The sequence below is a fragment of the Burkholderia territorii genome, from assembly GCF_902833055.1.
GTDB classification, from domain to species: domain Bacteria; phylum Pseudomonadota; class Gammaproteobacteria; order Burkholderiales; family Burkholderiaceae; genus Burkholderia; species Burkholderia territorii.
The window spans coordinates 201766-221620 of the sequence record NZ_CADFEJ010000005.1; the positions used below are offsets into that span (position 1 = coordinate 201766).

Here is a 19855-nt window from a genome sequence, read left to right on the forward strand (position 1 = left end):
TGCTGCCCGCCCGCCGGGCTGTCGTGATCCCTGATTGCTCCCTCCGGTTTTGCCTTTTCCATCGCAGTGGCTCGCTTTTGAAGATGTGCCGGGAGGCCCGTGATGCCTGGGCTTGCGGCACTGTGCACTTGATGGTGGAAGCTTAAGAGCAGAACAGTTGATGCGGAGTACACACATCGGATGCGCGGACAAGAGTACAGTTCGGCGCGAATTCGCGACTTCGGGCGAACTGTACGTCTTACGAATCTGGTCCGGGACGTGAGGATTGGAGAGCAATACGACGAGATGGGCAGCATCGTTCGGCGTAGCCGGTCATGCCCGGCCCCGGGACGGTCGACGCGACCCGGGACGAAGCGCCACCGCGAGGGTGGCGGCGCAAGTGGCGCGCGTCAGATCGAACCGAACAGCGCGCGCGGCCGGTCCTTCAGCGTGCCGGCCAGAATCCGCAATCCATTCACGAGTTCGTCGCGCGTCGTCGGGCACGCGAGATTGATGCGCACGCCGTGCTCGATTTCCGCGCGATCGACCGCGAACGTCGAAGACGGCATCACGATCACGCCACGCGCTTTCGCGTTCGCGGCGAAGTCATCGGCACGCCACGGCGGCGGGAGCCGCAGCCACACGAACATGCACGCGGGATCGGACTTCAGTTGACCGGCCGGCAGCAGTTCCCGCGCAAGGTCGACTCGCGCGCGGATCTCCGCCAACTGCGCGCTCATGATCCGCTCGGCCGTGCCGTTCTCGATCCACACCGTCGCGATCAGCATCGACGTCGGCGCGGGCATCCACGCGGTGGTGCGCACCGCTTCCGCGCACAGGGCGACGCTGTCGCGCGGGCAGCTCAGGTAGCCGAGGCGCAGCCCGGGCGCGAGGATCTTCGATGTCGCGCCGATATGGAACGTGAGCTCGGGGCACAGCCCTGCGATCGCCGGCAGCCGGTCGCGCACGAGCGGCCCGTACACGTCGTCCTCGATGATCGTCACGTGATGGCGGCGCGCGACGTCGACGAGCGCCATCCGACGCGCGAGGCTCATCGTCGTCACGGTCGGGTTCTGCAGATTCGGCACGACGAAGATCGCCTTGACGGGCATGCGCTGGCAGATGCGCTCTATCTCGTCGGGCAGCAGGCCGTCGTCGTCGGCCGGGGCACTGACGATCTCGAACTGGAACACCGGCGCGAGCGCCTTCAGCCCGTAATACGTGAGCCGGTCGGCGACGATCACACCGTCGGTGCCGATCAGGCTGTTCAGTACCGCGTAGAGCCCATGCTGTGCGCCGCTCGTGACGACCACCTGGTCGCGCGACGGCGTGAAACCCGGCGCGGCAAGCCACTGCGCGCCCGCCGCGCGCGCCCAGTCGGGGCCCTGCGGCGGCTGGTATTCCTGCAGCGACGCGAAACGCGGATCGGCCGGCAACGTGCCGAACGTCTGCGCGAGACTCGCCAGGAATTCGCCGGTCGCCGGCCGGTTCACCGTCAGGTCGATCACCTCGTTGCCCGCCGCGAGCAACGCACGGGCCGGCTCGATGCTCGGCATCGCGCCGCCGGTGACGAGCGAACCGCGCCGCTTGCTGCCGATCACGAGCCCGCGCAGTTGCAGTTCCTTGTACGCACGCGACACGGTCGACACGTTGATGCCGAGCTCGGCCGCGAGCTGGCGCTGCGGCGGCAGACGGCTGCCCGGCGGGTACATGCCGTTGCGGATTTCCGCCTCGATCGAACTCGATACCTCGACGTACGTCGGCCGCTTCGCCTGCACCGGCGCACTGCTGGCGCGCTCATCGGAAAGTTTGTCTGCTGCCATGTATCGTCCGCATCCACACAAAAAGCGTTTGTCTGCCACCTAAACCTGCCCAGCGATTGTATCCGACATCCCCTCGCGGTCAAACGTCTGCCGAAAGATCAGTCGGATCAACCGATTGTGATCGGGTAAACGCTATCGCCACACAATCCGTTTTTGATTGCACACAAAAAATTACTGTGTGATTCTAGATCCCATCTTTGTGTGAATCAGTTGCGGCAAAGGAGAGGCGTCATGGCGGATATCGCCATCGTGGGTGCAGGCTTCATCGGGCTCGGCGCTGCGGCATGGCTGCAGCGCGACGGGCACCGCGTCACGCTTTTCGATCCGGCCGGCGTGGGCCGCGGTGCGTCGTTCGGCAACGCCGCGACGTTCGCGCCGTATGGCTGCGTGCCGGTGAGCGGCCCGTCGGTGTTCCGCGACATGCCGCACTTCCTGTTCGCCGCCGACAGCCCGCTGCGCATTCGCTGGCCGTACCTGCTGCGCGGCGCGCCTTGGCTCGCGCGATTCCTCGTCGCGTCGGCGCCGGCGCACCACGCGCGCAGCGCGGGCGCGCTGGCCGCACTGCTGTCGCGCGCCGCCGACGGCTATGCGCCGCTGCTGGCTTCCACGCGTCTCGCGGCATTCGTGCGCCCGCGCGAATGCCTGTACCTGTATGCACGGCAGGCGTCGTTCGACGCCGCGCAGCCGTCGCTCGCGCTGCGGCGCCGGCTCGGTGTTCCGTTCGACACGCTCGACGCGGACGCAATCCGTCGGCTCGAGCCCGCGCTCGCGCCGATCTTCACGCGCGGCGTGCTATTCCACGGCAGCTGGCATTTCTCCGACCCGTGCGGCTTTCTTGGCGAACTGTTCGCCCACCTGGCAACCGGCGGCGCGACACTCGAACGCACGCGGGTCGACCGGATCGAGCCCGCCGGCAACGGCGTGAACCTGCATGCGGGCGATGCGGTGCGCTTGTTCGATCATGTGGTGATCGCCGCCGGCGCCCGCTCGCGGGCGCTCGCCGCCGCGTGCGGCGACACCGTGCCGCTCGATACCGAGCGCGGCTATCACGTGCAGTTCGCCGCGCACGAGCAGATCGTCACGCGGCCGGTCGGCTGGGCCGAGCGCGGGTTCTACATGACGCCGCTCGACGAAGGATTGCGCGCGGCCGGCACCGTCGAACTCGGCGGCTTCGACGCCCGCATGAACCGCTCGCTCGTCGCGCTGCTCACGCGTTCCGCACGCGAAGCGTTGCCGTCGCTCGGCGCACCGACGCGCAGCTGGCTCGGCTTTCGGCCCACCCTGCCGGACGGCGTGCCGGTGATCGGCCGCGCGCGGCGCAGCGATCGCGTGATCCATGCTTTCGGCCATCAGCATCTCGGCGTCACGCTCGCCGGCATCACCGGGCGGATCGTCGCCGATCTCGTCGCGCAACGCGCGCCGCCGCTGGATCTCGCGCCATACCGGGCCGCGCGATTCTGACGCGCGCCACGATTTCCACCACTGCAAGGAGGCATCATGAATCGTCGCAACTGGCTGGCATGGCTGGCCGTCTGTTCGCTCGGCACGGCCGCTTCCGCATACGGCGCGGACCCGGAAACCGTCAAGATCGGCTTCGCCGGCCCGCTCACAGGGCCGGTCGCGCGCGTCGGCAAGGATCTTCAATACGGCGCCCAGCTCGCGCTCGACGAGGAGAACGCGAAACATCCGGTCATCGGCGGCAAGCCGGTGCGTTTCGTACTCGACGTGCAGGACGACCAGGCCGATCCGCGCATCGCGATCCAGGTCGGGCAGAAGCTCGTCGACGACGGCGTGGTCGGCGTGATCGGCCACTACAATTCGGGCTGCAGCATCCCCGCGTCGGCCGTCTACAAGCAGGCAAACGTCGCGATGATCACGCCCGGCTCGACCAATCCGCAACTGACGATGCAGGGCTTCAGGAACGTGTTCCGCACGATGGGACACGACGGCGTCGGCGGCGTGGTCGCCGGCCGCTTCGCGGTCGAGCAGCTCAAGGCGAAGCGGATCGGCATCATCGACGATCGCACCGCATTCGGCCAGGGGCTCGCCGACGCATTCGAGAAAGGCGTGAAGGACGCACACGGCAGCATCGTCGGCCGCGAATACACGAACGACAAGGCCGTGGATTTCCGCGGCATCCTGACGACGATGAAGAGCAACAACATCGACCTGCTGTTCTTCGGCGGCCTCGACGAACAGGGCGCGATGCTCGTCAAGCAGATGCGCTCGCTCGGCATCCGCGCGCAGCTGTTCGGCGCCGGCGCGCTGAAAAGCAATGCGTTCCTGAAGATCGCGGGCAACGCGGGTGAAGGTACGCAGGATCTCGAGCCGGGCCCGGCGCTCGACAAGCTGCCGTCCGCCATCGCGTTCGCGCAGCGCTACAAGGCGCGCTTCAACCAGGACGTCGAGCTGTATGCGCCGTTCGCGTACGACGCGGCGCTCGCGATGATCGCGGCGGTGCACAAGGCCGATTCGGTCGACCGCGGCAAGATCGTCGCGAGCCTGCCGGGCGTCTCGGTCACGGGCGTGACGGGGAAAATTTCGTTCGACGAACGCGGCGACCTGATCAAGCCGCCCTACACGCTGTTTCGCGTCGAACAAGGGCAGTGGCGCAGCATTCGCACGGTCGGCGGCGCGTCGAACTGATCGGCGCCCGGCCGCCCGTCAACCCGGCAACAGCCGGCGTCACCGCGCCGCCTGTTGCCGCTGCACTTCCTGCGCTTTCATCTGCAGATACGCGCCGCGCTCGACTTCGTGCAGCTGCTTCGGATATTGCTCGGTCGCGTCGAACCAGCGCGCCAGGCGCTGGTCGAGCGGCTTGTCGAGCGTCGCGAGATACGCGTCGATCGCGAGGTAGTAGCGCATCGTGTTGCGCTCCAGCAATCCGCGCACGCCGCCGACGTACTGCGGCTGCGCCGCCGACGCGCCGCTGGCTGCCGTGAACCCGACCTTGTCGCTGCCGACCGTCGCGAGGTAGGTCTTCATCGCCATGCGGCCGACGGCGCCGAAGCCGTACGAATACGTCAGATGCAGGAACGTGCGCGACGCGCCGACAGGCACGGCTTCCAGCGCGATCCGGTAGTCCTTGGTGCCCATCGGGCCGCTGTCGGCGGTCAGGTCGACCTGGAAATAGTCGGGCGTCGCGGCGGCGACCCGGTAGCGGAACTGCACGCGATAAGTATCAGACAGCTTCTGCTCGATCTTGCGGCCGAGGTTCACGTCGAGCACCGGACCGTCGCTGCCGGCCGACGCGTGACAATACTTCGTGTTCAGGTGCAGGATCAGCACCGCGCACCAGTTCGCGGGGCCCTGCGCGGGATCGTTGAGCTTGCCGTTCACGACCGAAAACGGATAGTCGACGACCGCGTAGATGTCGCCCTTCAGCGATGAAGACGCCTCGGAGGATTCGAGGTACAGCGGGCGATGGAACGGATTGTTCTTCAGTTGCTCGCCGAGGCTGTGATAGCGGTCCAGCAATGCCGCCGCGCCGTCCGCGCCGAACGACAGCGCGCTCCAGCCGACGCATACGGCCGCGACGAGCGCATGCCACGCGCGGCGTGCGTATCGCGGTGCTTGCGGATGTTCGGATGTCTCCATTCTTGTACTCCAGCCGGGGGCACGATCGGCGCGTGCCTGTTGCCATACGGAATACTCGCTCTGACCGTCATCGATACGCGGTCGTTCCGTTCAATCGGGCACGCGCGGATTCATTTGTCATTTGTCATTTGTCAGCCGAGAACGCGCTCGACATCTGCCGCGCCCGCTTCACGTCGTCGCCATGCAGATAAATCGACGTCGTTGAGATCGACGCGTGCCGCAAGTTGTCACGCACCGTCGTGAGCTCCGCGCCGCGCGCGAGCGCGTGCGTCGCATGCGTATGACGCATCCAGTGCGGGCTCGCCTGGCGCAGCTTCTGCGCGAGCGACGGGTTGTCGGCGTCGACGAGCGCGGCCGCCTGCGCGAAGAAACGCTGCATCACCTTCCACAGCCGCACGCTCGTGATCCCGGCCGCGCCGTCTTCCGCAAGGCTCGGCACCAGCGGCGTATCCGGCCGCCAGCGCACCGGCGTCACCGGCAGCCGGCGCGCGACCAGATGCCGATCGAGCGCCGTGCGCGCGAGCGGCGGCAGCGCGACGCGCGCGGCCTTGCTGCCCTTGCCGATCACCTTCAACCACGCATCGCCGTGCGCGTCTGTTTCGATGTCGCCGAGCGTCGCGCCGACCAGCTCGCTCGCGCGCAGCCCGGTCGCATACCCGAAATCGAGGATGAAGCGCAGCCGTTGCGCGGCCGCCGGCGTCCACGCGCCCTGCCGCGCGCCGGACGATGTGTCCTTGCGAAACTCGAGGCCGTCCGCGACCGTGCGCACGAGCAGCCACTCGCCTTCGGTGAAAGCATGCGACGTATCCAGCGCGCTCGCGCCGCGCGTGTCGCGCACCTTGACGCCCGCGAACGGATTCGCGAGCAGATAGCGCTGCTCGATCAGCCAGCGGAACAGCGCGCCGAGAACGGACAGCGTGTACGCGGCCGACCGCGCGGACAATCCGCCCGAAAACGGCCGCCAGTCCGGCGCGCCGCGCGGCCGCACCGGGCCGATCCAGCGTTCGTGCGGCGTCGGGTTGCGCAGGAACGCGCGATACGCGACCGCATCCTCCGTGGTGAGCGACGACAGCGCGCGCCCGCGCTCGACGATCGCCCACAGGATCAACCGCTCGGCCTCCTTCCGGTATGCGCGGCGCGTGGCAGCCGATTCGTGCAGCGACAGCCACGCGTGCACGGCCGCGTAATCGTTGTCCGCGTCGAGCGTGCTGGTTGCGCGCGGCGCGCGGAACGTGCCGTTCGAGCCGTCGACTTCGTGCGGCAGCTTCAGCTGCTCCCACGGCACGATGGCACTGCGCGGCGTCGCCGCGATCAATGCGCGCGCCCGCTCGGTCAGGTCGGGATGCGCGGAAAAGAACGCCTCGATGCGCCGCGCCCTCGCCACGCCGAGCCCCGCGATCGCGCGCCACCATTGCCGCCGCCGAGGAATCCGCACGGTCAGGTCGGCCAGCGTCGCGATCCCGTGCGCACGCAGCGCGACGACTGCGCGGGCGGGCAGCCACAAGCCGACGTCGTCGCTGATCTGCGGCACCGGCGCGCGCGCATGGCGCAGCAGGCCGATCGCATCGGTCGCGGCCTTCGCCATCCGGATGCGCTCGCTATCGGCATGACCCAGTTGCTCCGCGAGCTCGGGCCGCCCGACCTGCCGCGCGACACGCACGAGACGGCGACGAATCGCGCCGATCACGCCGCGCGCCGACCGCCCTTCGCCGAGCCGATCGGGCAGATAGCGTTCGACCGCCTGACGCACGGTCATGCCCGCGTACCACGCGCGCAGCGCGGCCAGTTCGTCGGCGTCGGGAAAGCCCGCGGGCGCGGGCGGGGATTCGGAGGAAGGCGGTAAGGCAAGGCGCGATGTCATGGGTGCCAGTTTGACAGAACCGCGGGCGCTCGAAAACGCCCGGCGTGCTGCAGGTTGCGCGGCACCCGGCCTTCACGTCATGTGTTCGTTCGGCGCGGGCACTCGTAGCCGAAAGAAGCTCGGGATTCACCTGGATCGAGTGCCATTGAATCAACCGGTAATCGCCATCCGGAATCGCCGCGTGGCTCCCTTCTAGAAAGACTTCGAAACTGATTTGATGGCTTGCAGGGCAACACTCGATCACATGTTTGCGCATGAGAGTCGCATTGTCGCGACCTCACGCGTTTTCGCGGTGCGATGCTATCGCGCACGGCTCGCTGTCTCATGCGCGCGACCGGCTGCCGTGTCAGTCCGGAACGACGCGGGCATGCCAGCGAAGGAAAGCCGAGAGGACCGAACTCGATCACCGCGATGAGATGAGCAGCGGCGTACTCGCGCACGCTCGGGTCATTCAATCGAAGCGTGCGCTGCCTGATGCGGAATCGATGAGACGGGAGATGCCGGCCGGGCAGGACGGCGCGAATGCGCCGGACCTCACGGACGGAGCGATGCGGAACGACGGACCGGCGGTGCGGCGGCGGTGCCGGTCTTGCATGAAGCCGGGCTAGCGCCGTGCGTCATCCCTCGCCCTTCGGCCCCGGGTTGAGCATCACGACGAAGCAGGCCACGCCGACGATCAACGCGGCCGCGCCGCCGCGCAGCGCGATCGTTTCGTCGAACAGCAGCCCGGTCACCACGGCCATCATCCCCGCGAGCGACACGAACACGGCGATCGCCGCGACGACGATCCGGTATTGACGACGTACCATCGCACGCCCGCCGCGTCAGGCCGCCGCGGCGGACGCCGGCTCGCCGGCATCGTCGCCGCGAATCAGCAGCACCGGGCACTTCGAGCCACGCACGAAGCGCTCGGCGACGCTCCCGAGCAGCACGCGCCGGATGCCGCGCCGCCCGTGCGTGCCGACCACCGCGAGGTCGATCCCGCACTCCTTCACGTAACGCTGCAGGCGCTCCGCGACGTCCTCGCCGATGCTCTCGGTTTCGACAAGTTCGGCCTCGCCCTTCGCGCCGGCCCGCGCGATCGCCTGTTCGGCTTCACGCAGCACCTTGCGCCCGTCGTCGCGGATTTCCTCGATAAGCGCATGCGGATCGAAACGGCCCGCGTACGTGAACAGCACCGATTTGTCGACGACGTACACGACGCTGACGTGCGCGTCGCCCGCCAGTGCCACCTTCACTGCCTCGGCAAGCGCCTGTTTCGACGAACTGCTGCCGTCGACGGCCACCATGATCTTCTTGTACATGCGAACCTCGCTGGGGTGAGTTGCCGCGCGCGGTCGCGTGCGGCCATGTCCCCAATCATCGACGGACGGCCGCGTCGAAGCTTGACGGCGATCAAGGTCCGCCAAAAACGCGACGTGCGGCAAAGCGCCACGCGCCGGAATCGGCGCGCCACCGGGCGGCCACGCCGCGCGACCGGGCGGTCATGCCGCCGAAGGCGCTATCATCGACGTTGCGACCCTCGTCCGGCCCTTTTTTGCCGGCTCACTTTCAACTCGCTCAACCGACATGACAACGACTACCGAACGCGTGGACGGCGCCGCCCAGCATCTCGTCGCCGCCCGCCATGCCGGCGTGCCCGGCCCGCTGCTGCCCGACGCACTGCGCCCCGAGAGCGTCGATACCGCGCTGGCGATCCAGCATCGCGTCGCCGACCTGCTCGGCGAAGCCATCGGCGGATGGAAGTGCGCGCTGCCGCCGCCCGACCGCGTGATCGTCGCGCCGATCTTCGCGTCGACCATCCGCGAAGCCGACGCGCCGTACCGCGTCGTCGGCGGGCCGATCGTGCGGATCGAGCCGGAGATCGCGTTCGTGCTCGATCGCGACCTGCCCGCCCGCGCGCAACCCTACGACGAGAACGACGTGCGCGGCGCGATCCGCGAAGTGCGCATCGTGCTCGAGGTGCTGGGCTGCCGCTATGCGGAGCCCGCGCGCGCGTCGAAGTTCGAACTGCTCGCCGACGGGCAGTTCAACCAGGGATTGTGCGTGGGCCCTGCCGTACCCGACGCTTTGAACGTGCCGCTCGAGACGCTCGCGCTGTCGTTCGAGGGCGCGCTGAATCGCACGATCGACGGCCGTCATCCGGACGGCGATCCGCTCAAGCCGCTCGTGTGGCTCGCCAATTTCCTCGCGTCGCGCGGCGATGGCGCCCGTGCCGGCCAGATCGTGACGACCGGCTCGTATGCGGGCGCAATCGAAGTGCCGCTCGGCGATGTGCTGACGGTGCGCTTCGGCGAACTCGGCAGTTTGTCGGTCATGCTGACGGCCTGACGAGTTGACGGCCGACGGCTGACGGCGGCCGAGGCCTGCGCGCGCATCACGGCGCAGGCGCGGCCCGGCCCGGCTTCCGGTACTGCGTGATACCGTTGCACATCGTCCGTCGCGCACGAAGCGCGTGCCCCTCCCGCCATTCGCCATGCCGCCGACACCGTTGCCTGCCCTGCTGGACGAAGTCCTGCGAACCGTCGATCGCCGCTACCGGCTGCCGCCGTTCGTGCGCGCATCGTCGCTGACCGACGCCGCGAGCCCGGCCACCGTCATCGCCATCGTGATCGAGGAAGCGCGCCGGATGCAGGCCGACGGCCTCACGCCCGCTCCGGCATTGCAACGCCGTTTCATCGACGCGCTCGCGCGGATGATCGGCGACGCGATCGACACCCGATCCGGCGACCCTGCGTTCCAGGCGGCGGTGCTTCGACATGGTGTCGCGGCCGTGCGCGAATACGCGTCGCTCGCCGCGCATGCCGAGCAGGATCGGCGCACGCTGCGTTCGGCCGTCAACACGATCGCACACCCGGCCCGGCTCGAACGACATGCGCAGGCATGGCAACGCGAGCCGCTCGCACGGCTGCATGCGGCCGCGGCCGGCGCATCGTGGGTCGATCTCGATGCCGCGCTGCGGCACTTGCTCGCGCAACCGGAGATGGCGACCGACACCGCGTTCGAGCAAGACATCGCCAAACTGAAGGACAGCGCCGCACTCGCCCGGCTTCAGCGTCTCGACGCATTGTCGCCGGATCCCGACGTCCGGCAATACCGCGCGCTGTGGAGCCGCCAGGGCCCGCTCGAAGGCAGCGCGCTCGCCGTCGCGCAAGGCGCCACGTCGCAGCAGCGAGGCGCGGCCGTCGAAGCGCTGGCCGCGCGGGCGCTCGATGCGCTGGCCGCGCAACTCGAAGCGCACGACGCGCACCGCACGTATCGCGTGGTCACGTCGATGCGCGTGCCGGCGTCGATACCGGCCAGGCACGACCGCGCGAAAACCGAATGGGATGCCGTGTTGCTCGAGCGCGCGCGCGGCGACGATGCGTCGGCCGCCTGGCACGTGCTGTTTCTCGTCGAAGCGAAAGCGTCGGCGGATGCCGCGACCACCGACCTGCCGCGCCTGCTGCGCGGCCTGAGCCTGCTCGCGCAAGCCGATCCGGACACCGTCTACACGTTCGACACGCGCGAAGGCGCGGTACGCCTGCACGGGGCATCGCTGCACGCGCTGACGACCGACGACGCGGCACTGCAGCGCGAAGTGCTCTACTGCTGCGATGCAGCGGCGGATCCCGCGCCGCGCCTGCTGGGCGCGGCAAGCCGGATGCAGTTGCTGTCGGCGCCGGCGAGCCTCGAATATGCGAGCGCGCTGGCACAGCATGCGGATGCCGATCCGCACGGCCTCGGCGCAGTCTGGCAAGCGCTGCTGGAGCAGCCGTCATGGCGCGCCGTGCTGCATCAGTACGAATCGCTGCGGCAGGTTCGGGCGTTGATGGTGGGCGTCGACGATCTGATGGCCGCGATCGAAGGCGATGTCGACGACAGCGCCGCAAACGACGTGTGATCCATGATGCGTGCGGCGCGCTGCGGCTGCACGCGCGATCGCACGCACGCCGCGACGCGGCGGCAAGACGGGGCCGCGCGCACGCAAGTCGACGCGGCGCCCCGCGTGACCGGCCCGCACGGCGCAGCCCGCGAAAGCGGGCATGCGCCGATGGCGTTACGACTCGATGAAGGCCAGCAGATCGGCGTTCAGCACGTCGGCATTGACCGTCAGCATCCCGTGCGAATAGCCCGGATACGTCTTCAGCGTGCCGTTCTTCAGCAGCTTGACCGACTTCAGCGCCGAATCCGCGATCGGCACGATCTGGTCGTCTTCGCCGTGCAGCACCAGCGTCGGCACCGAGATCGACCGCAGGTCTTCGGTCTGGTCCGTTTCAGAGAACGCCTTGATGCCGTCGTAGTGCGCCTTCGCGCCGCCGATCATGCCCTGGCGCCACCAGTTCTGGATCACGCCCTGATGCACCACCGCGCCCGGCCGGTTGAAGCCATAGAACGGGCCGGACGGCACGTCCAGGAAGAACTGCGCGCGGTTGTCGGCGAGCGCCTTGCGGAAGCCGTCGAACACCTCGAGCGGCAGACCTTCCGGGTTCGCGTCCGTCTTCAGCATCAGCGGCGGCACCGCGCTGACCAGCACCGCCTTCGCGACGCGCCCTGCCGGTTCGCCGTGGCGAGCCACGTAGCGCGCGACTTCGCCGCCGCCGGTCGAGTGGCCGACGTGAACCGCGTTGCGCAGGTCGAGCGCTTCCACCACCGCGAACGCGTCCGCCGCGTAGTGATCCATGTCGTGGCCGTCGGAAACCTGCGTGGACCGGCCGTGGCCGCGACGATCGTGCGCAACCACGCGATAGCCCTTCTGGACGAAGAACAGCATCTGGGCATCCCAGTCGTCGGAAGACAGCGGCCAGCCATGGTGGAACATGATCGGGCGCGCATCCTTCGGGCCCCAGTCCTTGTAGAAGATGTCGACATTGTCCTTCGTGGTGATGTACGGCATGGCTGCAGGCTCCTTTGGGGTAGGTGAACGTCGCGTGCCGGCCGTCCACCCGGGCGGGTGTCGGTGACGAACCGCGGCGCGGCGGCACACCGCGCCGGTCGACGCGGCACTCCAGTGTTGTAGCGGAAAACCGCGACTATGTCATGAAGCCAAATTGCATGCGTGGAGCGTGGTTCCCCCAAGCAACCGCGACGTGCTGCAACATCACGCGACCACTTGCCGCGTTCGTCGCCGGTCCGCACGGGCACACCGTCGAAGCGGTGCGCCCGCGCCGCCAGGCCAGACATGCAACGCAACCCGCCGTACCGCTCGTCGCGCACGAGCGATCGCGCGTCATCCGTCCGTCGATACGGTCAGCTCCTCCCATGTGCGGATTTCGTCTTCCAGCGCCGACCATTTGGCGCGCACCAGCCGGAGCGCATCGCTGCCGAGCAGCAAATGGGCAGGCGGATGGTCCGCCTCGATGATCGCGAGCATCGCGCGCGCAGCCTTCGCGGGATCGCCAGGCTGCCGGCCGCTCTTCTCCTCGCGCGCCTGGCGGATCGGGTCGAACAGCGCGTCGTAATCGGCGATCGAACGCGGTGTGCGCGTCATCGAACGGCCGGCCCAGTCGGTGCGGAACGAGCCTGGCGCCACCGCCGTCACCGCGATGCCGAACGGCGCGAGCTCCTTGCCGAGCGTCTCGGAAATGCCTTCGAGCGCGAACTTGCTGCCGCAGTAATAGGCGATGCCCGGCATCGTGATGTGGCCGCCCATCGACGTGATGTTGAGGATCCGGCCGCGCCGGCGCTTCCGCATGAACGGCACGACGGCCTTCATCATCGCGACGGCGCCGAATACGTTCACGTCGAACTGTCGACGCATCTCCGACAGCGGCGACTCCTCCATGATGCCTTCGTGCCCGTAGCCCGCGTTGTTCACCAGCACGTCGACGGGCCCGACGCTCGCCTCGATTTCCGCGACCACGCCGTCGATGCGCGCGAAGTCGGTCACGTCGAGCACGCGCCCGATGGCCGCATGCGGGGACAGCGCGTCGAACGCCTGTTTCGCCGCTTCGCTTCTCACGGTGCCGACCACCGTATGTCCGGCGGCCAGCGCCGCTTGCGCGAGCGCCCGGCCGAAGCCGCTGCTGACGCCGGTGATGAGCATGATGTTGCCGGATGCCATGTGAGCTTCTCCCGAATGTCGATCGAAGCATGCATACTAGTCTTGCGAACCACTCCGAATAAGTCCGATTACGCTGAATTTCTTGCCTGAAACTATGAGCACCGCACCCGCGTCGTCCTGCCCTCCGTTGCCCGCCGCGCGCGGCCGCCAACGGCTGATCGCGTTGCTGCATGCGTTGGCGCCGAACGAGGGCTACAACCTGACCGCACTGCCCAGCGTGCGCATCCTGCGTTCGAACCGTGCGCTATCCCGCACGCCCGTGCTGTACGACCCGGGCATCGTGATCGTGTGCCAGGGCAGCAAGCGCGGCTATTTCGGGGGCGAACGCTACCTGTACGACGAAGATCATTACCTGGCCGTATCGGTGCCCGTACCGTTCAGCATGGAAACCGATGCAACGGCGGAGCGTCCGCTGCTCGCGCTGTATCTGCACCTCGATTTCCCGATGGCCGCCGAACTGGCCGCGCAGATCGATCGCGAGGGGATCCCCGAACCCGTGCAGGCGCCGAGAAGCATGATGTCGACGCAAATGGACGACGCGATGCACGCGACCGTGCTGCGCTTCGTCGAGGCGATGTACCGGCCGCTCGAAGCGGCGGTGCTCGGCCCCGGGCTGCTGCGCGAACTGTATTTCCGCGTGCTCACCGGCGCGCAAGGCAGCGCGATGAGAAACGCGCTGGCGATGCGCGGGCAGTTCGGCCGGATCGGTCGTGCGTTGCGCCTGATCCACGCCGATTACGCGCAGGCGCTCGACGTGACGCAACTGGCCGCCGAGGCCGGCATGAGCGTGCCGAGCTTCCATAGCCACTTCAAGGCGGTCACGCAGGTGTCGCCGATGCAGTACCTGAAGTCGACGCGGCTGCACCAGGCGCGCCTGTTGATGGTGCGCCAGGATCTGACCGCGGAGGCGGCCGGCCATGCGGTCGGCTATACGAGCGCGTCGCAGTTCAGCCGGGAATTCAAGCGGCTGTTCGGCGCGACGCCCGCGCAGGAGGCCAGGCGCATGCGCGCGCAGTTCGCGATTCCGGCGGCGTTCGACGATGCGGTGTACGTGTCGTCGCATTGACACGCCGCTGGCCGCTTCACGGGCGCGTCACCGCGCGCCTACCTTCCACACGGTCACTTCGTGCAACGTCTGGCCCGGCTTGAGCACCGTCGTCGGGAACGACGGATGATTCGGCGAATCGGGAAAATGCTCGGCTTCCAGCGCGAACGCGTCGGTCTGCCGGTAAACCGTACCGCCCTTGCCCGCGACGCTGCCGTTCAAACCGTTCGACGTATAGAACTGCAGCCCCGGCTGCGTGGTGTACACCTCGATGAAGCGCCCCGACGCCGGGTCGTATGCACGCGCGGCAAACGCGGGGGCCGGCTGCCCGCCCTGGTCGAGCACCCAGTTCTGATCGTAGCCGTGCGCGAGCACGAGCTGCGCATACCCGTCGCGCAAATGTGCGCCGATCGGCGTCAATTCGCGCAGGTCCATCGGCGTGCCCGTCACGCTCGCGAGCTCGCCGGTCGGAATCGACGTCGCATCGGTCGGCGTGAAGCGCGACGCGGCGATCTGGATCAGCTGCCGCTCGACACTGCCGCCGTCCTGTCCGGCCAGATTGAAATAGCTGTGATTGGTCAGGTTGACGACGGTGTCCTTGTCCGTCGTCGCGCGATAGTCGATGCGAACCAGGTTGTCGCGTGTCAGCGTGTAGGTCACGTCCACCGTCAACGTGCCGGGGAAACCGTTCTCGCCGTCGGGGCTGACGTAACGCAGCGTCACGCTCGAACCGCTCCCGTCGCCGTGCGTGCCGGTCACCGTCCAGACCTTCGCGTCGAAGCTGGCGGGGCCGCCGTGCAGCGTATTCGGCGGATCGTTGACGGGCAGCGTCCACGTCTTGCCGTCGAGCGTGAAGCGGCCGCGCGCGATGCGGTTTGCATAGCGGCCGATCAGCGCGCCGAAATGGATGTTGCCGTTGTGCGCTTCGTAGTCGCGCAGCGAATCGAAGCCGAGAACCACGTCGGCAACCTTGCCCGCGCGGTCCGGCACGTCGAGCGCGGTCACGATGCCGCCGTACGTGATGATCTTCAGCGTCACGCCGTGCGCATTGGCGAGCGTGTACTGGCTTACCGCTTGTCCGGCCGCGGTGGTGCCGTAGTCCGCGCGGCCGATCGATACGTCAGGGGCCGCCGATGCGGCACTCGCGCCAAGGGCGAAAGTTGCGAACACACCAAGTGCGAGCAGCGGGCGCCGCGGCAAGATTCGGTTCATGAGAAACCTCCGGAGCGTCTTCGTGCGTAGCGCCGCGCAATTTGCATGCCTGCGCGGCGTGCAGCGACACGCCGGCGTCATCACGATCACGACGACGATCGCGGTGGTCAGCGTCCACGTGAGGAGCGTCGATACCAGCACTGCCCGACGGTGATTCGCGCAGCATGTTCGGCCACCACTCCCACATAGTGAGCCGTCTCACATCATAAGATTGCATTCTCACATTTATTGTGATTTTATTCTCACTCGTGACGGCCACCGCTCATCGCGCAAACAGGCCGCCCATTCCAGGGAAGAGACACAGATGGAGACAATCGCCGTCATCGGCAGCAACATGGTCGACCTCGTGACCTACGTCACGCGCATGCCCGCCCGCGGCGAAACGCTCGAGGCACCGAGCTTCGCGCTCGGCTGCGGCGGCAAGGGCGCAAACCAGGCCGTCGCGGCCGCGCGCCTCGGCGCGCGTGTCGTGATGGTCACGAAGGTCGGCGACGACGTGTTCGCCGACAACACGATCCGCAACTTCGAGCGCGAAGGCATCGACACGACGCACGTGCGCAAGGTCGCCGGCGTGCCGAGCGGTGTCGCGCCGATCTTCGTCGAGCCCGATTCGAGCAACAGCATCCTGATCGTCAAGGGCGCGAACCGACACCTGCGCCCCGCCGACATCGACGCGGCCGCGCCGAAGCTCGTCGAATGCGCGCTGATCGTGCTGCAGCTCGAGATCGAGCTCGACACCGTCTATCACGCAATCGACTTCGGCGCACGACACGGCATTCCGGTGCTGCTGAACCCCGCGCCCGCGGTCGCCGGCCTCGATTTCGAGCGGATCCGTTCCGTCGAATTCTTCGTGCCGAACGAGACCGAACTCGCGATCGTATCGGGCATGCCGGTCGATTCGCGCGACAGCGCGACACGTGCTGCCGAATCGCTGGTCGCACGCGGGCTGAAGCAGGTGCTCGTCACGCTCGGCAGCGACGGCTCGCTGCTGGTATCGCGCAACGGCGCCCGGCACGTGGCCGGCGTGCAGGTCGACGCGCGCGACACCACGGGCGCCGGCGACGCGTACATCGGCTGCTTCGCACGCTGCTACGCGGCAACGGGCGATGCGATCGACGCGATGCGTTACGCGTCGGCCTACGCCGCCCATTCGGTCACGGGCCTCGGCACGCAGCAGTCGTACGCCGACGCCGCGACCTTCGAACGCTTCCTGCGCGACGCCACCCGCTGAACGGCGCCGTCCATCGACGAGACCATCCGGGAAGGAGACACCCATGAGCCGAGCCAGAATCGAACACACGCCCGACGGCTACTACCTGAACCGCACGCCCCTCTTCGCGTTCACGCTGCTGTGCTGCCTGTTCGCGCTGTGGGGCACCGCGGCCAACCTGAACGACGTGCTGATCGCGCAATTCAAGAAATCGTTCTTCCTGTCGGATTTCGAATCGGCATTCGTGCAGTCCGCGTTCTATCTCGGCTACTTCTTCCTCGCGATTCCCGCCGCGACCGTCGTGAAGAAGTTCAGCTACAAGACGACTATCCTCATCGGCCTGCTGCTCTACACGACCGGCTGCCTGCTGTTCTTCCCGGCCGCGTCGATGGCGAAGTACGGGATGTTCCTCGTCGCGCTGTTCGTGATCGCGGCGGGTCTGTCGTTCCTCGAGACGGCATCGAACTCGTATTCGACGCTGATGGGCCCGCGCGACACCAGCACGCGCCGCCTGAACATCTCGCAGACGTTCTATCCGTTCGGCGCGATGGCGGGCGTCTACATGGGCAGCTTCCTGATCTTCAAGGAAGGCGACGCATCGCACGCGCAGCTCGCGGCGATGTCCGCGGCCGACGCGCACCTGCATCAGCTCGCGATGATCCAGGCGACACTCGAACCGTACAAGTGGCTGATCGTCGTGCTCGTGGCCGTATTCGTCGTATTCGCGCTGACGCCCTACCCGGCCTGCAAGGGCAACGGCTCGAACGCGGCTACGCACCGGGTCGACGCGCGCGGCACGCTCGCGCGCCTCGCCGGCAACCGGCGCTTCGTCGCGGGCGTCGTCGCGCAGTTCCTGTACGTGGGCGCGCAGGTCGGCGTATGGAGCTTCACGATCCGGCTCGCGATGCAGATCGGCGGCCTGAACGAGCGCGGTGCATCGCGCTACCTGCTCGCGACCTTCTTCGCGTTCTTCGTCGGCAAGCTGATCGCGACGCTCGTGATGAAGCGCGTCGGCCCGGCCAAGGTGCTGATCGTGTACGGCGTGCTGTGCATCGCGCTGCTCGCGTATACGATCGGCGTGCACGACATCAGCGCCGTCTACGCGGCAGTGTGCGTGAGCGTGTTCCTGGGGCCGTGCTGGCCGACGATCTACGGCCTGACGATCGACGGCCTCGGCAAGGACACCGAATACGGCGGCTCGATCCTCGTGATGAGCATCGTCGGCGGCGCGGTCGTGCCGCTGATCCAGGGGCTGATCTCCGATCACACCGGCGGCAACATGCAGCTCGCGTTCGTCGTGCCGCTCGCGTGCTTCGTCGTGATCGTCCACTACGGGTTCTACTGCCTGCGCCACCTGCCGGCGGCGATGCCCGCCACGGCAGCCGACGGCGGCGCATCCGCGCGCTACGCCGACACGCGCAACACGTCAGGCGCCTGACGGTGCGACGCGAGATCGACCAGCGGCGCCGCCATTGCGCATCAGGTCACGAGTGCGATGCCGTGTTCGCGGATCGCCGTCTCGTACCGGCGGCTCAACTGCCCGTCGGAGATCACGTAGTTGAAGTCGGTCAGGTCGGCGAAGTAGGCGGCGCGCACTTCGTCGAACTTCGTGTGATCGACGAGCAGGAAGCGGTTCTGCGCACGCGCCATCACCTTCTTCTTCGCGTCGACCTCGTGGAAGTTGAAGCAGGTGACGCCGCATCGGTCGCTGACGCCGGCCGCCGAGATGAACGCCTTCGACACGCGCACCGTGTCGAGGATGCCCGTCTCCGCGACCGACTCGAACACCATGTTCTTGCGGTGATACACGCCGCCGCACAGGATCACGCTGCAATGCGGTTTCTGCTGCAGCTTCGCGAACACGTTCAGCGAATTGCAGACGGCGGTGAATTCGAGGTCGTCGGGAATGAAGTCGATGATGAACGGCGTGGTCGAGCCGCAATCGACGAAGATCGTGTCGCCCGTCTTCACGAACTGCGCGGCGAGCTTGCCGATGCGGCGCTTCTCCTCGGTTTGCCGATTGTTTTCGGCGCTGATCAGGTATTCGCCGATGTCGCTGCGCTGCGCGGCGAAATGGCGCGTCACGTAGCCGCCGATCAGGCTGAGGCCGTGCGGGTTGTCCGCGAGATCGCGGCGGATCGTCATTTCCGACACGCCGAACAGTTCGGCGACTTCCTTCAGATGAATCGCGTTCTGCCCTTGCAGCACGTTCATCAGCGTCTTGATCCGTTCGCCCTTCTTCGTTTCCATGCCCGTATCCTGCCTGCCCGTGCCGTGCGTCGCTCGTCGTGCCGGGCTCGCAGGCCCGGCCGGAATGTCGTATTTGTAACAAACCGATGTGAAAACATCAACTTTCCGTGTACCTTTTCGGCACACGATTCGTGGAGTCCCGACACATGCCGCTTTCCAACGCCCAGCTCGCCCAAACCATCGATCACACGCTGCTCGCGCCCGACGCCAGCGACGCGCAGATCCGCGAACTCTGCCGCCAGGCGGCCGAACATCGCTTCTACTCGGTCTGCGTGAACTCGGCGAACGTGCCGCTTGCCGCGCTCGAGCTGGCCGGCACCGGCGTGCTCGTCTGTGCGGTGGTCGGCTTCCCGCTCGGCGCGGGATTGTCCGCCGCGAAGGCGTTCGAGGCGTCGGCCGCGATCGCGGCGGGTGCGCGCGAGATCGACATGGTGATCAACCTCGGCGCATTGAAGAGCGGCCGCGCCGACGACGTCAAGGCCGATATCGACGCGGTGCACCGCGCGTGCGCGGCGGTCCCGCTCAAGGTGATCCTCGAAACGGGATTGCTGACCGACGACGAGAAGGTGCGCGTGTGCGAGATGTGCCGCGACCTCGGCGTCGCGTTCGTGAAGACGTCGACCGGCTTCGGTCACGGTGGCGCGAAATTGCAGGACGTCGCGCTGATGCGCCGCACGGTCGGCCCCGTGCTCGGCGTGAAGGCATCGGGCGGCGTGCGCGACCGTGCGACCGCGCTCGCGATGCTCGAAGCCGGCGCGACGCGGCTCGGCACGAGCTCGGGAGTGGCGATCGTGACCGACCAGGGCGGCAGCGACGCGGCGTACTGAGCGATCGC

17 protein-coding genes are annotated in these 19855 nt (G+C 67.7%); 8 read left to right on the forward strand and 9 right to left on the reverse strand.

The genetic code is table 11. The features are described 5' to 3' along the window. Positions 1 to 389 precede the first annotated feature (389 nt). Positions 390 to 1802, reverse strand: a complete 1413-nt coding sequence (locus tag HW466_RS12955; protein ID WP_151004951.1) for an aminotransferase-like domain-containing protein — start codon at positions 1800 to 1802, stop codon at positions 390 to 392. A gap of 231 nt (positions 1803 to 2033) precedes the next feature. Here HW466_RS12955 and HW466_RS12960 point away from each other — a divergent pair, with 231 nt between their 5' ends. Both HW466_RS12960 and HW466_RS12965 read left to right on the forward strand, forming a co-directional pair. Then, on the forward strand, positions 2034 to 3263 hold the full coding sequence (locus tag HW466_RS12960; RefSeq protein WP_174905571.1) for an NAD(P)/FAD-dependent oxidoreductase: 1230 nt from the start codon (positions 2034 to 2036) through the stop codon (positions 3261 to 3263). Positions 3264 to 3299: 36 nt separating this feature from the next. Further along, on the forward strand, positions 3300 to 4448 hold the full coding sequence (locus HW466_RS12965; RefSeq protein WP_151006475.1) for a branched-chain amino acid ABC transporter substrate-binding protein: 1149 nt from the start codon (positions 3300 to 3302) through the stop codon (positions 4446 to 4448). Positions 4449 to 4487: 39 nt separating this feature from the next. Here HW466_RS12965 and HW466_RS12970 read toward each other — a convergent pair whose 3' ends face one another. The 4 genes from HW466_RS12970 to HW466_RS12985 all read right to left on the reverse strand — a co-directional run bounded on the left by HW466_RS12970 (position 4488) and on the right by HW466_RS12985 (position 8564). Then, positions 4488 to 5399 carry a hypothetical protein gene (locus HW466_RS12970; RefSeq protein ID WP_151006474.1) on the reverse strand — a complete coding sequence of 304 codons (912 nt, stop codon included), beginning with the start codon at positions 5397 to 5399 and terminating at the stop codon, positions 4488 to 4490. Positions 5400 to 5523: 124 nt separating this feature from the next. Continuing rightward, positions 5524 to 7260 carry a site-specific integrase gene (locus HW466_RS12975; protein WP_174905572.1) on the reverse strand — a complete coding sequence of 579 codons (1737 nt, stop codon included), beginning with the start codon at positions 7258 to 7260 and terminating at the stop codon, positions 5524 to 5526. A gap of 617 nt (positions 7261 to 7877) precedes the next feature. Further along, positions 7878 to 8069: a DUF2964 family protein gene (locus HW466_RS12980; protein WP_059452270.1), complete on the reverse strand. Its 192-nt coding sequence runs from the start codon at positions 8067 to 8069 to the stop codon at positions 7878 to 7880. Between the two features lie 15 nt (positions 8070 to 8084). Then, a complete protein-coding gene (locus tag HW466_RS12985) occupies positions 8085 to 8564 on the reverse strand; it encodes a universal stress protein (RefSeq protein WP_151006286.1) in 480 nt (159 codons plus the stop codon). A 265-nt stretch (positions 8565 to 8829) separates the two neighbouring features. Between HW466_RS12985 and HW466_RS12990 the strand changes: the two genes are divergently transcribed. Both HW466_RS12990 and HW466_RS12995 read left to right on the forward strand, forming a co-directional pair. After that, entirely contained in the window at positions 8830 to 9591 is a 762-nt protein-coding gene (locus HW466_RS12990) for a 2-keto-4-pentenoate hydratase (RefSeq protein WP_151006285.1), read from the forward strand. A 145-nt stretch (positions 9592 to 9736) separates the two neighbouring features. After that, positions 9737 to 11143 (forward strand): 3-deoxy-D-arabino-heptulosonate 7-phosphate synthase, encoded by a 1407-nt coding sequence (locus HW466_RS12995; RefSeq protein WP_174905573.1) that lies wholly within the window; start codon positions 9737 to 9739, stop codon positions 11141 to 11143. Between the two features lie 156 nt (positions 11144 to 11299). Here the strand turns inward: HW466_RS12995 and HW466_RS13000 are convergent, their stop codons facing one another. Further along, positions 11300 to 12136, reverse strand: a complete 837-nt coding sequence (locus tag HW466_RS13000; protein ID WP_059505254.1) for an alpha/beta fold hydrolase — start codon at positions 12134 to 12136, stop codon at positions 11300 to 11302. 333 nt (positions 12137 to 12469) lie between these two features. After that, entirely contained in the window at positions 12470 to 13303 is an 834-nt protein-coding gene (locus HW466_RS13005) for an oxidoreductase (protein ID WP_151003438.1), read from the reverse strand. 94 nt (positions 13304 to 13397) lie between these two features. Between HW466_RS13005 and HW466_RS13010 the strand changes: the two genes are divergently transcribed. Next, a complete protein-coding gene (locus HW466_RS13010) occupies positions 13398 to 14369 on the forward strand; it encodes an AraC family transcriptional regulator (RefSeq protein ID WP_059505258.1) in 972 nt (323 codons plus the stop codon). 27 nt (positions 14370 to 14396) lie between these two features. On the opposite strand, the gene HW466_RS13015 is transcribed toward HW466_RS13010, so the two are convergent. Then, positions 14397 to 15560, reverse strand: a complete 1164-nt coding sequence (locus HW466_RS13015) for an aldose epimerase family protein (protein ID WP_151003440.1) — start codon at positions 15558 to 15560, stop codon at positions 14397 to 14399. Between the two features lie 304 nt (positions 15561 to 15864). On the opposite strand from HW466_RS13015, the gene rbsK reads away from it, so the two are divergent. Both rbsK and fucP read left to right on the forward strand, forming a co-directional pair. After that, the gene (rbsK, locus tag HW466_RS13020; protein WP_059505305.1) at positions 15865 to 16791 is read left to right on the forward strand and encodes a ribokinase; all 927 of its coding nucleotides are present in this window, start codon (positions 15865 to 15867) and stop codon (positions 16789 to 16791) included. A 43-nt stretch (positions 16792 to 16834) separates the two neighbouring features. Further along, on the forward strand, positions 16835 to 18208 hold the full coding sequence (gene fucP / locus HW466_RS13025) for an L-fucose:H+ symporter permease (protein WP_151003442.1): 1374 nt from the start codon (positions 16835 to 16837) through the stop codon (positions 18206 to 18208). Positions 18209 to 18249: 41 nt separating this feature from the next. Here fucP and deoR read toward each other — a convergent pair whose 3' ends face one another. Then, positions 18250 to 19020, reverse strand: a complete 771-nt coding sequence (gene deoR, locus HW466_RS13030) for a DNA-binding transcriptional repressor DeoR (protein WP_059505309.1) — start codon at positions 19018 to 19020, stop codon at positions 18250 to 18252. 146 nt (positions 19021 to 19166) lie between these two features. On the opposite strand from deoR, the gene deoC reads away from it, so the two are divergent. Next, positions 19167 to 19847, forward strand: a complete 681-nt coding sequence (gene deoC, locus HW466_RS13035) for a deoxyribose-phosphate aldolase (protein WP_151003444.1) — start codon at positions 19167 to 19169, stop codon at positions 19845 to 19847. The last annotated feature ends 8 nt before the right edge of the window (positions 19848 to 19855 follow it).

Coding starts and splice junctions, on each gene's coding strand:
- fucP (WP_151003442.1), top strand. CDS start 16,835: ATGAGCCGAGCCAGAATCGAACACACGCCCGACGGCTACTACCTGAAC.
- HW466_RS12970 (WP_151006474.1), bottom strand. CDS start 5,399: ATGGAGACATCCGAACATCCGCAAGCACCGCGATACGCACGCCGCGCG.
- rbsK (WP_059505305.1), top strand. CDS start 15,865: ATGGAGACAATCGCCGTCATCGGCAGCAACATGGTCGACCTCGTGACC.
- HW466_RS13005 (WP_151003438.1), bottom strand. CDS start 13,303: ATGGCATCCGGCAACATCATGCTCATCACCGGCGTCAGCAGCGGCTTC.
- HW466_RS12985 (WP_151006286.1), bottom strand. CDS start 8,564: ATGTACAAGAAGATCATGGTGGCCGTCGACGGCAGCAGTTCGTCGAAA.
- deoR (WP_059505309.1), bottom strand. CDS start 19,020: ATGGAAACGAAGAAGGGCGAACGGATCAAGACGCTGATGAACGTGCTG.
- HW466_RS12960 (WP_174905571.1), top strand. CDS start 2,034: ATGGCGGATATCGCCATCGTGGGTGCAGGCTTCATCGGGCTCGGCGCT.
- HW466_RS12980 (WP_059452270.1), bottom strand. CDS start 8,069: ATGGTACGTCGTCAATACCGGATCGTCGTCGCGGCGATCGCCGTGTTC.
- HW466_RS12995 (WP_174905573.1), top strand. CDS start 9,737: ATGCCGCCGACACCGTTGCCTGCCCTGCTGGACGAAGTCCTGCGAACC.
- HW466_RS12965 (WP_151006475.1), top strand. CDS start 3,300: ATGAATCGTCGCAACTGGCTGGCATGGCTGGCCGTCTGTTCGCTCGGC.
- HW466_RS13000 (WP_059505254.1), bottom strand. CDS start 12,136: ATGCCGTACATCACCACGAAGGACAATGTCGACATCTTCTACAAGGAC.
- HW466_RS12975 (WP_174905572.1), bottom strand. CDS start 7,260: ATGACATCGCGCCTTGCCTTACCGCCTTCCTCCGAATCCCCGCCCGCG.
- HW466_RS13010 (WP_059505258.1), top strand. CDS start 13,398: ATGAGCACCGCACCCGCGTCGTCCTGCCCTCCGTTGCCCGCCGCGCGC.
- deoC (WP_151003444.1), top strand. CDS start 19,167: ATGCCGCTTTCCAACGCCCAGCTCGCCCAAACCATCGATCACACGCTG.
- HW466_RS12955 (WP_151004951.1), bottom strand. CDS start 1,802: ATGGCAGCAGACAAACTTTCCGATGAGCGCGCCAGCAGTGCGCCGGTG.
- HW466_RS13015 (WP_151003440.1), bottom strand. CDS start 15,560: ATGAACCGAATCTTGCCGCGGCGCCCGCTGCTCGCACTTGGTGTGTTC.
- HW466_RS12990 (WP_151006285.1), top strand. CDS start 8,830: ATGACAACGACTACCGAACGCGTGGACGGCGCCGCCCAGCATCTCGTC.